The sequence below is a fragment of the Azomonas agilis genome (assembly GCF_007830255.1).
In the GTDB taxonomy this organism is placed as follows: Bacteria; Pseudomonadota; Gammaproteobacteria; order Pseudomonadales; family Pseudomonadaceae; genus Azomonas; species Azomonas agilis.
The window spans coordinates 51,895-69,316 of record NZ_VLKG01000012.1 but is presented as its reverse complement, the minus strand read 5'-3'; the positions used below and the strand labels follow the sequence as shown (position 1 = coordinate 69,316).

Sequence of the window (17,422 nt, the reverse complement as noted above, 5' to 3'; positions counted from 1 at the left end):
GCCGGGCTCTTTTTCTTCGACCTGTTAAGGAATACCTGAATGTCCCTAGATTGTGACCTAGAAGCCTTCCTAGAGCTGGCCGAGTTTGGCCGCTTGACCGGTAAGAGCCAGCCTATGCATCAACTGAGCGTCGCGCAAGCGCGTAAGGAGTTCGAAAATACTTCGCGTCTGCTTGACCCTGATCCCCCTGCCCAGGTCAAGCTCCGCGAGCTGCTGGTCGATTGCCGCGATGGTGCACGGTTGCCTGCCCGCCTTTACCAGCGCCCGGATATTACGCCCAAAGCCACGCTACTCTATCTGCATGGTGGAGGCTATGTAGTCGGCAGTCTCAACTCCCACGACTGTGTATGCCGCCGCCTAGCCTGTCTGGGAGACTATGCCGTCTTCGCCCCAGAGTACCGGCTGGCTCCAGAATATCCTTTCCCGACTGCGGTGCACGACGCTCAGGATGCCGTTAACTGGCTACGGTACAACGCCCTAGAACTGGGTTTGGACACCACGGTTCTGGTATTGGCTGGCGATAGTGTCGGCGCAACCCTAGCCACAGTGCTGGCAATTGAAGAAGCGGCTGGACAAACGCACATCCTGACACTCAAGGCACAGTTGCTGTTCTACCCAGTGACCGAAAGCAACACCCGGCGCACCTCACATCAGCATTATGCTGAGGGCTACCTGCTGGAGAGCAAGACTCTGGACTGGTTCTACGAACATTACCTAGGCCGCGCACAAGCGCGTGACGACTGGCGGGCCTCACCACTGCTGCATCCAGCGCTGCCAGCTATGACCCCGGCCTACGTCAACCTAGCTCAGTACGATCCATTATTCGACGAAGGGCTAGACTATGCAGGCAAACTTGAGGCCAGCGGCACCCCGACTACGTTACGTATTGAAGCGGGATTAACCCATGATTTTCTACGCATGTCGGGTATTACGGGGGCTACCGTTGAGGTGTACGCTGCTGCCGGGCGTTGGTTGGAGCAAACCTTAGGTCGTGAGTATTTAAAATAGCCCCCCATTCAGCACAGAACCGCCCGCCTGAAACGAAAAAACCGAGGCAAGCCCCGGTTTTTCAGACAATCCTCACCAATCAGTAGGTGGCCCGCACCGTCATCATGAAGTTTTTCGGATCGCCATAGTAGTTACAGCAGGTTGAGGTTCCGACCGTCTGATAGTATTTCTTATCAAACAAGTTGTTAGCGTTGAACGCCACGTTCCAATGCTCATCAATGCGATAGTCGACGAACGCATTCCAGACTGCATACCCACCTTGGGTGAACTCAAACGGCACGCCACTTTGAATCACGTTGCCCGCATTGTCGTAGGTGGATGCAGTGCCACTGACGTGTGTGTCGCTCTGGATATCAACACCACCTCCCACGCGGAAGTTTCTCAGCGCGCCCGGCAAGCGATAAGTGCTGAAGAACTTGGCCAAGTGTTTAGGTGTGATGGTGCTCAATGCTGAACCGCTGTCATGGTTCTTGTTAATGTTGAAGGTATAGCTAGCCATCGCCATCCAATCCGGCAGAACCTCGCCGGAGATTTCCATATCAATGCCTCTACTGACGGTTTCGCCACCGTTGAAGTAGCAGCAGTTACCGCCGAAGAGAACCGTGGTGGCATCGTAATTGGGATCTTGCACCGCTTGGTCTTCGCGCTTGGTGTAGTAGAACGCAAGGCTGGTGTTAACCGCACCACCAAACAGCTCGCCCTTAATACCAAACTCATAGGTTTTACCAATCATGGGATCAAGGGGGGTTCCTGAACCAATGGGGCCAGATAGCAGGTTCTGTTGTGGTTTGAAGATTTCAGCATAACTGGCATAGAGTGCCCATTCATCCGTCAGGTCATAGACAATACCGCCAAATGGGGTGACTTTGGTTGGCTCACGCATATCTACACGCGACTGCTCCGTCCAAACGGTGCCTGTAGCATTGGAGGTTTTATAAGTCTGGTCGAACTTATAGCGCTGCGCCCGTGCCCCCAGAACCAGATGCAGTGGCTCGGCCAGTTGCAGACGCAAGTTTGCGTACAAGCCATACTGAATCTGACTGTTGGGGCTGTAGTTACGGCTGAAGACTGGTCGGGTACCGGGATCGTTCCAAGCGGTAGAGTTAGGATCAAATACGTTAACCGTACCACCCGCAGTGGTAAAACGACCCGTACCGCGCCAACGGCTGTCAATCTCTTGGTAGTCACCACCGACCACCAAGCGATGCCTGAGTCCAAATAGATTGAAATCACCCGAAAGGTTGACGTCCCAGAGATCCTGTTCGCTCCATTGAGTTACATAGGTACCATAGCGGGTCACACCAGCGCCGGTTACTGGGTTAACCGAGCCTAGGGTGGTGGCGTTGTTGGTATTAATGGTGTCGTAGATGTTGGTGTAGGTGAAATTGAGCTTCCAATCGTCGTTTAAGCGATGGTCGATCTTGGCAAAGTATTCACGGGCGAAGCCATCGGCATAGGCCCATTTAGTAGACAATCCTGTGCTGCGTGACAGACCGAGGTCAGCGCCGTTACTGTAGCGCGGCACAGCCGAAGTAGTGCCGTTCTCGTGGATCTTATTGAAGCGTATGCCGGCAGTAAGCATGGTGTTGGCACTGACATCAGCCTCAAGCACACCATAAACTAAGGGTTTATCGGTAGCGCGGTTATCAACAAAGTATTGACGGTCTGTATAAGCCAGTACCAAGCGGCCCCGTAGTTTGCCATCAAAGCCTAGTGGGCCCGTCACGTCCAGCTCACTACGGTAATTATCCCAACTACCTGCCGAGGCGGTAAATTTGATCTGATAGAAGTCCAGAGGACGCTTGCGCACCAAGTTGATGATGCCCCCCGGATCACCGGTACCGCCAAATAACGCACTAGCACCTCGCAGCACTTCGACATGGTCGAACTCGGAGGTATCGTAAATGTTCGAAGAATAGAAGCTACCAGCGGTAGTGCCCAAAGCCATAGGCGCGGCACCGTCGAGCTGGATATTTTGAATCTGAAAGCCGCGCGAATAGAAGTCTTGGATACGGTATGTAGAGCTCTGCACGGTCACGCCGGGCACGGCTTTCATCGCATCGTTAAGGTCAGCAAACTGGCGATCCTCAATGACTTGGCGGGTGATCACCGATACGGACTGCGGGGTTTCCTTTAGTGAGGTCGGGGTTTTAGAGCCGACGCTGATTTTGCCTGGAGTGTAGGAGCCGGTGTTCTCGGTAGCTTGGCCCATCCCCTGCCCCATGATATTGGTTTCACCGATCACCATGGTATCGGCATCTATATCAATATCAGTGTCGCCGGTACGGGTGCTGATCAGCAGCACCGTGTTGTTCTCGATACGGAAGGTCAGGCCAGCACCGATCAGCAGTTGTGTCAGGGCTTGGTCAGGTTCCATAGTGCCATTAACTTTGGGTGCCCACTTGCCATTGACTAAATCTGCTGAGTAGACCATTTGTAGGCCGGTCTGCTGGCCAAGGGTAACCAGTGCCTGAGCCAACGACTGGGCCGGAATGTCCACGGCTATCGGCTTGGCGTAGGCATGAGCCACAACCAAACTCAGCACCAGTGCCGAAACTTGCTGGCTCCACCTCGCTGGCTTGACCTCTATGGCTGCTCCTTTGCTTCGCGTACGTTTGGACTTCATGAGTGCAACTAACTCCAACTATTCTGTAAATGTTTAGGTAACGGTCTCTAAGCACCGTTTTTGTGTGGAACCTAGCGCGTTCAGCCAACACGTTTATTGCGGTTCTTTAGTGAGACGTTTGAACTTGAAAAAAACTGATAACTTTTTTCATTTACACTTCAAAGAGGTATTTACGCAGGGGGATATCTTGGGTTTTTTGGTGTTCTGGAGGTCTTGCACGACCTAACACAGACCTTGCGGCTGGATGCACCTTGTGAGCCCTGATGCATGCCGCAATGAAGAAGGCAGCCTTAAGGGCTGCCTTCTTGTCTTGCCATACCCTCTACCTCGTTTACACCGTGGCGTTCTTCACCCTAGCGAGCATTTCGGCTTTCTCCTCCGGGCTCATCTGCTCTAGTTGCAGGCGCGCTTGGGCGATCTTGAGCAACTGCCCCTTGATCGCCTCACCTGCCTGCAACCTCTTGGCTAGCCCGGCTACGGTCGGATGCTCGAACACCAGAGCAGGTGTTACCTCGCAATTGAGCAACTTGCGGATACCTGCTACTAGCTTGATGATCAGCAATGAATGGCCACCTGCGGCAAAAAAGTCAGTGTGGATGCCAATACGTTCACGTCCAAGTAACTGTGCCATACGTTGGGCGAGCAAGGTCTGTAGGGCATCCTGTGGCTCGTCCTCTTGTCCGGCCTGCTCTGGTAATTGTGCCAAGGCACGGCGGTCGAGTTTGCCATTGGCTAGCCGTGGCAAACTCTGGAGGCGGCGCAGGTACGCCGGAACCATAGCCGCAGGCAAACACTCAGCCAAGCGCGCGCGCACCGAGGCCTCATCGAGATTCTGAGCATCACCCTGTACGGTATAGCAGGCCAGTAATTCCAACTGCCCCAGTTGGGGCTCGGTCGTCACTACCGCTACTTGGGCGATATCCTTGATCTCCAACAGGCGGGCCTCTACTTCAGCCAACTCAATGCGGAAACCTCGGATTTTCACCTGATGATCCTGACGTCCCTGCAACTGGATGCTGCCGTCGGGCTGGTAGCGAGCCAAGTCGCCGGTACGGTACAGACGCTCGCCCGGTTGTAGCGGGTTGTCAATGAAGCGTGGCGCGCCGGTGTCGCTACCAAGGTAGCCGCGACACAGCTGGCGACCTGCTAGGTAGATTTCGCCCAGCTCACCCACCGCCGCTAACTGGCGCTCGGCTGTCAGCAGATAGACACGGTTGCCCGCTAAAACCTCACCGAAGTTCAGCGCGGGTGCCTCAGTCCGCAGTGGTTGAACCAACACGCCAACGGTGGCTTCGGTCGGGCCATAGTGGTTGAACACCTGAATCTGCGGTGCCAACTGAACAATACGCTCAAGTAGCTGCACGCTCGGTGCCTCACCACCCAAGACTAGGGTTGTTGGCAGATAAGCTTCAGCAGAGTCAAGCAGTGCTGCCAGATGTGACGGCACGATCTTCAGGCAGTCGATACCCTCACCTCGTATAAAAGCGGCGAAAGCCGCTGGATTTTGCATTACCGCATCGCTGGCTACATGCAAGGTGGCACCAGTCTGTAAGGCACCAAATAAACTAGTGTGACCGAGATCCGCCGCTACCGTGCCACTGAAGGCAAAGTGTTTGCAGGTGGAGAGCTCAAGGGCTTGCTCGACCGCCTCCAAGTAACCGGCCAGTTGACCATGCTCAGTGACTACGCCCTTGGGCTCGCCGGTTGAGCCTGAGGTGAATAACACGTAAGCGGCGTTATTGGCTGCTAGTGGCCGAGCTTCAAAGGGGTGTGACAGGGTGCCAAGTTGGTCGAATAAGCTGGCATCAATTTGTACCTGCACACCTGCCAGACGGCTAACCTGCTCGCGCCGGGCGGCGGGCCAAGCCGGGTCTAAGGGCAAGTAGGCCGCCGCGCACTTCCAGCATGCCAGTACTGCCGCCAGCCAGTGCGCCGAACGCGGTAGAACCAGACCAACCACGCTGGCACTATCCACACCTTTAGCCTGTAGATAACCAGCCAGGGTACAAGCCAACTGGTCAAGCTGCTGCCAACTCCAACCTCGATCTTCTTCGACAATGGCCAGCGATTGTGGCCGCTCACGCACCCAGCGGTTAATCCGCTCGGGTAACAGCTCACGGGCTGGTACTAGTGCGCTTTCGGCATTGCGCCCAAGTACCAGACGACGCTGCCACTCGCCCACCAGCGGCAAGCTAGCCAACGCCGCATCAGGCGCTTGGGCGATACTCGCCAGCAGTGTGAGATATTGTTCAAGCAGTGATTGCACCAACAGCGGGCTATACGGAGAGGCCCAGTGATGCAGCAGCACCTGTGGCTTTACTGGGTCAGGATCAACCTGTAGCAATAGGTCGGGGCCAAATACCGGTGGTTGCCAGCCCAATACCTGCCAGCCACTCGCCAGTATCGGACGAGCAGGCGCTAAACTGAAACCAATGGCGGCTGGTACGAGTGCTGGGGTTAAGTCGGGGGTGAAGTATTCTTGCCAAGTGATGTGCTGCTCCAATTGCTCAACTAGATCTTGCAGCCAAGCACGCACAGGCTGCTCAGCTTGATAGTTGATAACCAGCGGTAACTGTTTTTGATAGACCCCTACGCTATTGGCGAAGTAGCCATAGTCACTGCGGCTGTCATGCCACCAGTTCAGTACCTGAGTCGACTGGCCATCGAGCCGTGCTAACAGCAGCCACCAGGCAGCCTGTAACACCGTCTCCAGCGGTAAGCCAAGACCTGCCAAAGGCTGTAGTACTGCCGGATCCAGTGCAGTGCTAGCGCACTCACGTTCGCTACGCGGGCCGCTCTGCGCTACACGCCAAGGCAGTTTTTGGGCGCTCGCTGCGGTGGCATTGAGCGTAGTCCAGTAAGCACGCGCGACAGCCGCGTCCTCGTCAACCAGTACCTCGTTACGCCATTGCACGTATTGCTCGAAATCACCCTGCTCAGCCTGCTCTAACTGGCCTTGGTAAGCCGCTGCGAGACTCATCGCCAACAGGGGCAGGCTGGCCTCATCAGCCTGCGCCGCAAGCACGCCCAGTACCAACTGGCAGCGGCCTTCGGCCTGTTCGCAGAGCAAAAGCGCCACTGAGGTATCGGCCTGCACATCCACCACCTGTTCGAACCAAGCTTGGTAGCCAGACTGATCCCCGACCACCAAGTGCGTCACAGCAATCGCCTCCCGCTCAGCATCGAAGAACTGGCGCAAGCCGCGATAGCCTACCGCTTGGCCAATGCGCACACGCAGAGCGTCATGGTGTGCCTGCCATTGCTGTAGCGCGGCCTGCAATAGCTCAGGTATCGGCATACTATCTAGCTGCAAGGTGATGAAACGTGCCACATCCTGCCAGCGGGCTGGCGCCTCCGGCAGGCTTAGCACCTGCATTGGCAACAAGGGCAGGCCGCTTGATTCGAAGGTTATGCTCATGCTTGCACTCCTGTGCGGTTTAAGGTGAAGGCTTCGAGATCCGCGCGCTCCATCATGTCGCCCATAGCAACGACGATCTTACGCGGCCCTTGAAATGGATCGCGGGCGTGGGCGGTAAGCATGTTGTCGACCAAAACCACATCACCGATCTGCCAGTCAAAACGCACGGCACAAGCCTCGTACAGTTCGCCAATCAAGGCCATATCAGCATCTTCGATTGGGCTACCATCACCGTAGTACACATGGCGCGGCATACGCTGCAAACCGTAGAGCGCTAGCAAGTCTTCGCGCACGTCGGCATCTAGGCAGTACACATGGTGTAGCTGCACTTGGTTGAAGAAGCTCTTTTGGCCAGTGATCGGGTGCTCAATCACCGCGGGACACCTTGTGCGGATCTGTAGCTCATCGTTATCCAACCAACGCCACTGAATTCCAGCCACTTGGCAACGGTACTCAACCTCAGCGCGCGACTCAGTCTTGAAAAAATGTTGCCAAGATACGTCCAGCTTGTCGGTAAAGGTGCGCACGTACAGCAAGCCCTTCTCCTCAAGGCGCTGACGTAGCGCGTCGGGCAGGCGTTGGTACATCATCCGGCAATCGACCACTGGGGTGGTGCCACCAATCGGCGACGGCAACTCGCAGAAGAATAGTTGTTTACGCGGCCAGCGATCTTGGTGGGCACCCTCGTTGTGGAATAGGATCATCTTCTGCTCTGGATACGGCGTGGAGCGGTAGGTGTTCTTACCGCCCTCCTTCTTCGGCAAGTCGCCATACTGACCGTATAACCCCGGCTGCACCGCCTCAGCAAAAGCCTCAAAATCCTGCGGAGTCTTAAGCCCAAAACCCCGGAAGATGATGCCGCCGTGCACCAGTAGCTTGCGCTCAAGATCGGCGCGATTGGCCGCCACCCAGTCGATCAGGTTCAGGCCAACATCAGCCGGTTCAATCATCAGTGGGAAGACTTGCCCCGGCACCATCGCAGTCTCGCGCACTGCATTGGCCGGTTTAGCCACCGTTACAGCGGCACTGCGTTTAAGAAAATTGGCCAACTTGTCCTTCTTAGGTTGCCCGCCGACAGCGGCAGGTGCCGCTACAATTTCGCTATGAACCGACATAGTGATCTCTCTCAGTTGAATGTGTGGGTTGCCCACCACTTGGTCTAGGATGTCCAGCCAACCACGCAGCAGCGCCTGTATGCGTTCGGCCTTGAACAGCTCTGTGGCGTATTGCCAAGTGACACGCCAGCCGTCCGCGACCGGATCAATGAACAGCGCCATGTCGAATTTCGAATAACCCCCCGCTTGGGGCAGCACTTGCACCTGTAAGCCGCCCAAGTCTGTGGGCGCTACGGGCATGTCGTTCATCACGAACAGCACCTGTACCAATGGGTTCATACCTAGATGGCGCGATGCCCCGACAGCCTCAACGATCAGGTCGAAGGGCAGCGCTTGGTGTTCACTGGCATCAAGTACGGTGGTGCGGGTGCGTGCCACCCAAGCGGCGAAGTCCAGTTGCTCGTCTAGCTGCGAACGTAACGGCAGAACATTGACAAAGAAGCCAATCAGCGCCTCCAAATCAGGATGCTCGCGACCGGCAACGTCAGCACCGAGTAACAGGTCTTGCTGGCCACTGACGCGGTGCATCAGTAACTGAAACGCAGCCAACAGCAACATGTAAGGTGTCACGCCCCATTGCACAGAACACTCGCGCACCGCCTTGACCGTAGCTTGGGGGAGATCAAATGTAAGGTTCTCACCGGCTTGAGAAGCTTGAGCCGGACGCGGTTGGTCGGTGGGTAACGCCAGCCGCCCGCTACTACCGTGCAAGGCTATCCGCCACCATTGCGCTGAAGCCTGTAGTAGCCCAGCCCGCTCGCGCTCGACTTGCCAGATGGCATAGTCAGAGTACTGCACCGCCAATGATTCCAGCTTGGGCACTTGGCCATGAACTAGGGCGCTGTAGCTGGCGATCAGTTCGTTGACCATCAGCGCCATCGACCAACCGTCAGAGATGATGTGATGCACATTCAGCAACAGTACATGGGCTTCGCCCGATAGACGCAGTAGGCGTGCACGCAACATCGGTGCCTGATCCAAGGCAATCGGCTGGTGTAGGTTGCCCAGTTGCGCTTCAAGCACGCGCAACTGCTGCTCGGCGGCATCCAAGGCTCTTAGATCCTCAAACGGTAGGTTGATGTCTACTGATGTTTGGATTAGCAGCAGCGGCTCACCCTCGTCATCGCAGTCCACGGCGCTGCGCAGTACCTCGTGGCGCTGCCCCAACATTTGTAGCGCTTGATGCAAACATTCAGCCCGCAAGGGGCCATCCAAGCGCAGGGCCAGTGGCATACCGTAGGCACCACTGCCTTGGGAAAATTGTTCCGCGATCCACAGCCGGCGCTGAGCTAGCGACAGTGGGGCACTAGACTTGTCGCCCAAGGCACGCAGTTGCGGCCCGTTATCGGTTACTGGCTGCACCTGACGTAGACGCGCTGCAAAATCGCATAGGCGTGGGTGATTAAACAAATCACGTACGCCAATACCGGTATGGCCGTCACCATTGAGCCGCGCCACTACTTGGGTAGCCAATAGCGAGTGACCGCCCATCTCGAAGAAATGCTCAAGACGCCCGACTTCAGCCACACCAAGTACATTAGCCCAAATCCGAGCAACCTGATGTTCGAGGGCATCCTGCGGCGCACTGAAAGCCACTGCTGTGTCAGCCTCAATCACGGGCAGGGCCTTACGATCGACCTTGCCATTGGGGTTTAGCGGCAAGCGGTCAAGTAATTGCAAACGCGCCGGTACCATGTAGGGCGGTAGGCGGGCGCGCAAGTCGTCAAGGATGTGTTGACCTAATCCAGCATCCGCCTCAAAGCCCTGAGCCGGAACCAACCAAGCCGCTAGGTGTAGATCGGCTCCTTGCCCACGCGGCATTACCACGGCCTCGCTTACATCCGGCCGAGCCCGTAGACAAGCTTCGACTTCACCGGGCTCAACGCGGAAACCGCGAATCTTCACCTGATGATCGAGGCGACCGAGGAATTCCAGCTCACCATTGACCTGCTGACGTACCAGATCCCCACTACGGTACAAACGCCCGCCACCGACTGGATCGAACGGATCGGGGACGAAACGTTCGGCAGTCAACGCCGCCTGACCAAAGTAGCCACGAGCCAAGCAGGGGCCGCCGATGTACAACTCGCCGGCACTACCAGCATCCAGTAGCTGTAGGGCTGAATCGAGCAGGTAGGCAGTGCGCCCCGGCACTGGGGTTCCGATGGGCGCATAGTTGGTATTGATGTGCGTGTTTCCATTAGCCTGCCACAACAGTGGCGTGATCACGGTCTCGGTCGGGCCATAACCGTTAACGATGCGTTGCGGCCGCACATAGGCCTGAAGCTGCTCAAAGCCCTCCCGTGGCAGTGCTTCACCCGCTACATTCAGGCAGCGTACCGATGATAACCACCGACCCTCTTGGCGTGCCCACTCAGCAAGCTGACAGGCGTATTGGGTGGGAAAGTAGACAACACTGGCGCGTTCACGCTCAATGACCTCAAAAGCTTGAGCGGCTGTCCATATCTCGTCGCCGCGCAGAATGCAGCAGGCACCTTGGCTCAGAGGCAGCAACCACTGTTCGGTGCCCCAGTCGAAGTTGATCGAGGCAAAGTGTACAAAGCGATCGTGCGCCGTGACCTGATACTGCTCGGCCATGGTGCGGATGTGGGCCGCGATGGTCCCCTGAGTTAAGGCCACGCCCTTGGGCCGGCCTGTAGAGCCTGAGGTGTAGATCAAGGCTAACAAGTTATCGGCGGTGGCCCGCAGTGTGGGGTTGTCCGCCACTGGTGCTAAGGGCTGATCCAGCCACAGCCACTGGGTCACACCCGCCAGATCCAGTGACTGAGCCGCTGTACAGGTACCTAAGACCAGCCTCACCCCACTGTCGTCAAGAATATCCTGCAAGCGTTGGCGCGGGTATTGCGGATCCAGCGGTACGTAGCCAGCCCCGGCTTTGAGGATTGCCAGCAAGCCGACGACCATTAGCAAACCGCGCTCGCTGCACAAGCCTACCAGGGTGTCAGGGCCTGCGCCCTGATCAATGAGTCTCTGCGCCCAAGCGTTAGCCAAACTGTTAAGTTCGCCATAGTCAAGGCGGCCCTCTTGGGAAAGCACTGCGGGAGCCCTTGGGGTAGATGCCGCCCGTTGTTCAATTAACCGATGCACCGCTACATAGGCTGTATCACCCTGGTTATTGGGCCATTGCTTAAGGGCTAACAGTCGCTGCGCCCCTGAGATCAAACTTAACTCACCCAGAGCAGTTGACTGTCCCTTACGAATGAAGGCCTCGAATACATTACCGAAATGTTGAGCAAGCCTTTGAACTGCCTCATGGCTCCAGTAAGCTCGGTCATATTTATAGTGGATCGACAAAACATCCCCGAGTCCGACTACTAAAGTCAGCGGATAGTTGGTCTGCTCATGACTCACTACTCTGCCGAACTTTAATCCACTCGGCCTACTTCTTTGCTGAAAAACCTCCGCGACCGGGTAGTTCTCAAACACAATAATGCTGTCGAACAGCGCTGCGCCCCCGAGCCCCGCCCAGCGTTGAATTTCGAACAGCGGCGTATACTCGTGCTCGCGCAGTACCAAATTCTGGCTCTGCACCGCTTGCAACCAATCCCCCAGCCGAATGTCTGGGCGCGGTGTGGCGATTATCGGTAATGTGTTGATGAACAGGCCGACCTGTTGCTCAATGCCCGGTAGATGTGCCGGACGGCCGGCTACTGTGGCACCAAACGCCACCCTTTCTTGCCCGGTGTAGCGTTGCAGCAACAGCAACCACGCGGCCTGCACTAGGGTATTCAGTGTTACTTTCTGCGACCGTGCAAACTCGCCTAGTCGGTGCGTCTGTTCAGTATCCAGCACCTGCAGGTGTTCGCCGTGACCTTCGCCCTCGCGCCGCTCGGCCCTGATGGCTTGGGCTAGGCGCGTCGGCTCGTCCAGCTCGGCCAATTGCGCCCGCCAAAACGTCTCGCTGGCTGCCTTATCCTGACTCTGTAGCCAAGCGATGTAGTCACGATAGCGGCCCACGGGAGCTTGGGGTGTCTGCCCTGCGTAGCGTTGCAACACTTCGCCCAACAGTTGCGCGTTGCTCCAGCCGTCCATCAGGATATGGTGGTGGGTATAGATCAGGTGATAGCGCTGCTCATCCGTACGCACGAGTACCAGACGCAGCAAGGGTGCTTGGGATAACTCGAAACGCTGGCCGCGCTCAGCCTCGGCCAGAGTATCCAGCGCCTGAGCCTGTAGAGGTTGGCCGCGCCAGTCATGGATGGCGAACGGTACCTCCACAGGCTGGCGCACCATCTGAACCGGGATTTCAAGTCCCTGCCAAACAAAGCCAGTACGCAAGATATCGTGGTTGGCGACCGTCGATTCCCAAGCGGCCCGGAAACGCTGTACATCCAACCCATCTATATCGACTCGCATTTGGTTGATATAGTCGCCACTGCCTCCTTCTTGTCCATAAAGGGTATGGAACAACATCCCCTGCTGCATCGGTGACAGAGGGTAGAGGTCTTCAATGTTTTGGGCAGAAACCGGCAGAGCGTCTAGTTGCGCTTGGGTCAATATCGCTAACGGGAAGTCGGAAGGCGTAACAGCAAAAGTATCCGTACTCGTGCAGTGCTCAATGACGGCATACAGCTCAGTCAGCAGCCCATCAGCCAGTTGTTGGATGGTTTCTCGCCGATACATCTCTGAGCTGTATCCCCACCGCAAGGACAACTCACCGCCATACACCCGACCCTCTACCGTCAACCAGTTGGCCAGCGGCGCATCATCGGCTTGCGCCTTACCACCCCCTTGGCCTGCCGGAACGAACAGCGCTTTTTCGTCGAACTGGCTGTCGAACTGGCCCAGATAGTTAAAGGTGACACGCGGTTGCGGCAATCCTGCTAGGAGCTGTTGCGTTTTAGGTGTACCGAGATAACGCAATACGCCATAGCCCAAGCCCTTATTAGGTACGCCCCGCAATTGCTCTTTTACGGCCTTAAGTGAGGCGGTGAGGTCATTGGCTGGAGTCAATTTCACCGGATAGAGGCTGGTAAACCAGCCCAGGGTTCGAGTCAGGTCGATGCCTTCGAACAGGTCTTCGCGGCCATGCCCTTCCATCTGTACCAGCACCGATTCATGGCCGCTCCAACGACACAGTACTCGTGCCAAGGCGCTCAGTAACAGGTCATTGACTTGAGTACGGTAGGCAGCAGGCGCATCTTTGAGCAGGCGCTCGGTATGCTCGGCATCCAGACGAGTTTCCAGCGCTGCGCCATGCCTGTTCAGCAAACCACCCTGTGGATTATCACGCGGTAGCTCCTGCACGGAGCCCTCTAGGCGGGACAGCCAGTCGCTTAGTTCAAACTGACGCTGCTCGACTTGGGCGTACTTCTCCAAACGCGCCGCCCAAGCTTGATAGGAGCTAGTCTTAGCGGGCAATAGGGGAACTTGGCCGGTTGCTAGGCTTTGATAAGCTACCTGCAAATCTTCGAGCAGAATTCGCCAAGATACGCCGTCCACCACTCCGTGATGGATAGCCAGCAATAAACGCTGGCCACCTTCTGGGCGTTGTAAAAGCGCGGCTCGTAGCAGTGGGCCTTGGGCAAGATCCAAGCTGCGCTGTACCTCATCGTAGAAAGCTGTGCTATCAGGCCCGTGCCAGAGCAGGTTCTGCTCGGCGGCCACATCGGCATACCACTGACGCCACTCACCCCTTTCTGACACAAAACGCAGCCGCAGAGCGTCATGGTGCCTCACCACTGATTGCACAGCCTTTTCCAGTATCTCTGGCACTATTGGCTGCTGTGCATCAAGCAACAGCGACTGATTCCAGTGACTCCGTCTGGACATCGGCAAGTCAAAAAACCAGCGCTGTATCGGAGTTAACACCACCTCACCTACCACCGGCCCTTGGGCGATGTGACTTTCATTACCAACCTTAGCCACCGCCGCCAGGCTGCGCACCGTCTGGTAACGGAACAGATCCTTGGGGGTGAAGCGGATACCGGCCTGGCGCGCCCGGCTGACCACCTGGATGGAGACGATGGAGTCGCCACCCAGCTCGAAGAAGTTGTCGTCGCGGCCGATGCGCTCGCGGCCCAGCACGTCTTGCCAGATCGCCGCGAGGCGCTGCTCGATTTCGTTCTGCGGCGCCACGTATTCGTGCTGCGCCATGCTGGCGTCGGGCCGTGGCAGCGCCTTGCGCTCCAGTTTGCCGTTGGCACTCAGCGGCATCCGCTCAAGTGCCAGCCACTGCGTCGGCACCATGTATTCCGGCAGATTGACCGCCAGGTGCGTGGCCAGGGTTTCGCGCCAGCCTTGGCTTTCCTCGGCCAGCACCACATAGCCGACCAGTTGCTTGCCATCCACCGCCAGCACCGCCGCTTCACGCACCTGCGGATGCTCCAGCAGACGCGCCTCGATCTCGCCCAGCTCGATACGCAAGCCATGCAGCTTGACCTGATGGTCGATACGCCCGGCGTATTCGATCACCCCGTCAGCCCGATAACGGGCCAGGTCGCCGCTGCGGTACAGGCGCTCGCCGGCGACGAACGGGCTGGCGACGAAGCGTTCGGCGGTCAGCGCCGGACGTTGGTGATAACCACGGGCCAGGCCCTGGCCGGCCAGGTACAGCTCGCCCAGCACACCCACCGGCACTGGCTCAAGGTTGCCGTCGAGGATGTAGCAGGCCAGGTTGGCAATCGGTTTGCCGATCGGCACCGCGTCCTTGCCCTCTTCCACGCAGGTCCAGTGGGTGACGTCGATGGCCGCTTCGGTGGGGCCGTAGAGGTTGTACAGCGCCGCCTGCGGCAGCCTGGCGAACACCTGCTGCTGGGCGTCGGTTGGCAGCGCCTCACCACTGCAGACGATGCGTTGCAGGCTGCTGCAGGAGGCGACGTTTTCGTCCTGCAGGAAGGCCTGCAGCATCGACGGCACGAAGTGCAGCGTGGTGACGCTTTCGCGGTTGATGGTTTCCACCAGTTTCGCCGGGTCGCGATGATCGCCCGGTGCGGCCACCACCAGGCGCGCACCGGTCATCAGCGGCCAGAAGAACTCCCAGACCGAGACGTCGAAGCTGAACGGCGTCTTCTGCAACACCGTGTCGCCAGCGCCCAGCGCGTAGGCCTGCTGCATCCAGCACAGGCGGTTGGTCAGTGCCGAGTGGCGGTTGCCGGCGCCTTTGGGCTTGCCGGTGGAACCGGAGGTGTAGATGACGTAGGCGAGGTTTTCGCCATCCAGTTCGATACCCGGATTGTCTTCGCCATAGCCGCGCAGCCAGTCGCCGGCCTGATCCAAGTCGATACGCTGCACGCCCTCGGCCAGCGGCAGTTGCAGGTGCGACTGGCTCAGCAGCAGCTTCACGCCGCTGTCTTCGAGCATATAGGCCTGGCGCTCGATGGGGTACTCGGGATCAACCGGCACGTAGGCACCGCCGGCCTTGAGGATGGCCAGCAGGGCGACGACCATCTCCACGGAACGCTCCATGGCCACGCCGACCAGGCTATCCGGGCTGACGCCACGCTCGATCAGGGCATGGGCCAGGCGGTTGGCCTGACGGTTCAGCGCGGCGTAATCCAGGCGTTGCTCACCGAAGGCCAAGGCCGGCGCCGTCGGTGTGCGTGCAGCCTGTTCCTCGAACAACTGGTGCACGCCGCGTTGCAGCGGGTAGTCGCTGGTGGTGGCGTTCCAGCCCTCGACCAGCAGATGGCGCTCGCCGTCGTCAAGCATCGGCAGGTCGGCGAGGCTGCGCGCGGGCTGCGCGACCATGGCCCGCCATAGGTTGCCCAGGTGGTGCGCCATACGCTCGATGCTGGCGGCATCGAACAGATCCTCGGCGTAGGTCAGCGCCGCGTGCAGCTTGCCGCCGCGCTCGTAGGTATCCAGGGTCAGGTCGAACTGGGTGGTGCGGCTGCGCCAGTCGATCTGGCTGAAGGTGAGCCCGGCTGCGGTTTGCAGCGCGCTGATATCGGCCACCTGCGGCTGGTGGTTGTACATCACCTGGAACAACGGGTTGTGGCTGAGGCTGCGCGCCAGGTCGAAAGTCTCGACCAGGCGCTCGAAGGGCAGTTCCTGATGATCCTGCGCGCCCAGAGTGATCTCGCGGATGCGCTGCAGGTAGGCATCCATTCCGAGCTGCTGATCCAGACGCAGGCGCAGCACCTGGGTGTTGACGAAGAAGCCGATCAGCCCTTCGGTTTCGCTGCGAGTGCGGTTGGCGATGGGCACGCCGACGCGGATGTCCGCCTGCCCGCTGTAGCGTTGCAGGAGGATGCCGAAGCTGCCCAGCAACAGCATGAACAGGCTGATGCCCTGCGCCCGGGCCAGGCCACGCAGGCCCTCGGCTAGCTCGGCATCGACGGCGAACTCATGGCGTGTGCCGCGATGGCTGGCCACAGCCGGGCGTGGGCGGTCGGCCGGCAGTGCCAGCGGGGTGTGATCATCGCCCAGGTGTACGCGCCAGTAGTCCAGTTGCCGCGTCTGCTCGCCGGCCTCCAGCCAGCGGCGCTGCCAGAGGGCGTAGTCGGCGTACTGGATCGGCAGCGCCGGCAACTCCACCGCCGCGCCCAGGGCATGGCCGTCGTAGAGGCGCGCCAGCTCGTCGATCAACAGGTTCATCGACCAGCCATCGGCGACGATGTGGTGCAAGGTCAGCAGCAGTACGTGCTCGTCATCGGCTAGGCGCAACAGGCGAATGCGCAGCAGCGGCCCGTGCTCCAGATCGAAGGGCAGCCAGGACTGGCACTCGGCCTCCTCACGCACACGCACCTCGCGCGCAGCCACCTCCAGTGCGCTCAGATCCTCGTGCTCGATCAGTGGCGCGTCCGCCAGTGGCGCCAGGTACAGGCTGTCGTCGGCACGCTGGCGGAATACCGTGCGCAGGGTTTCATGGCGCGCCACCAGGTCGGCGAAGGCGCGCTGCAGCGTGGCCTCGTCCAGCGCCCCGTGCAGGCGTACCGCGCACGGCAGGTTGTAGGCACCGCTCTGCGGCTCCAGTTGCCAGAGGAACCACATGCGGCGCTGGGCGTAGGACGGTGCGTCACGATCCTCGGCGGCGACACCGGCCGGAATCGGCAGCAGGGAGAACTCGACCCCCTCCTCGCGCAGGCCTTCGAGAAACAGCCTGCGTTTTTCCAGCGGCAGCTCGATAAAACGGCGGGCCAGCATCAGGGACTGTTGTGCATTCATCTCGTGTCATCCGTATTCGTGCGGCGTGAAGCCGGTTCGCGTCATACTCAGCAATACGAACGAATAACGGCAGGAATTAGCCGAGATTTGGCCCAGTATGTCAGGCACACCTAACCCAACGCCCTT

The 17,422-nt window shown here is 58.4% G+C and carries 4 protein-coding genes; 1 reads left to right on the top strand and 3 read right to left on the bottom strand.

What is annotated here, in order from left to right:
* The first annotated feature begins 39 nt into the window (after positions 1–39).
* Positions 40–1,008, top strand: coding sequence for an alpha/beta hydrolase (locus LX59_RS13610; protein ID WP_144572764.1), 969 nt, complete (start codon positions 40–42; stop codon positions 1,006–1,008).
* A 79-nt stretch (positions 1,009–1,087) separates the two neighbouring features.
* Here LX59_RS13610 and LX59_RS13605 read toward each other — a convergent pair whose 3' ends face one another.
* From LX59_RS13605 to LX59_RS13595, 3 genes are all read right to left on the bottom strand, one after another.
* The gene (locus tag LX59_RS13605; protein WP_144572761.1) at positions 1,088–3,634 is read right to left on the bottom strand and encodes a TonB-dependent siderophore receptor; all 2,547 of its coding nucleotides are present in this window, start codon (positions 3,632–3,634) and stop codon (positions 1,088–1,090) included.
* Positions 3,635–3,965: 331 nt separating this feature from the next.
* On the bottom strand, positions 3,966–7,052 hold the full coding sequence (locus LX59_RS13600) for an amino acid adenylation domain-containing protein (protein WP_144572758.1): 3,087 nt from the start codon (positions 7,050–7,052) through the stop codon (positions 3,966–3,968).
* A complete protein-coding gene (locus LX59_RS13595) occupies positions 7,049–17,296 on the bottom strand; it encodes a non-ribosomal peptide synthetase (RefSeq protein WP_144572755.1) in 10,248 nt (3,415 codons plus the stop codon). The genes LX59_RS13600 and LX59_RS13595 overlap by 4 nt, the downstream gene beginning before the upstream one ends.
* Positions 17,297–17,422 lie beyond the last annotated feature (126 nt).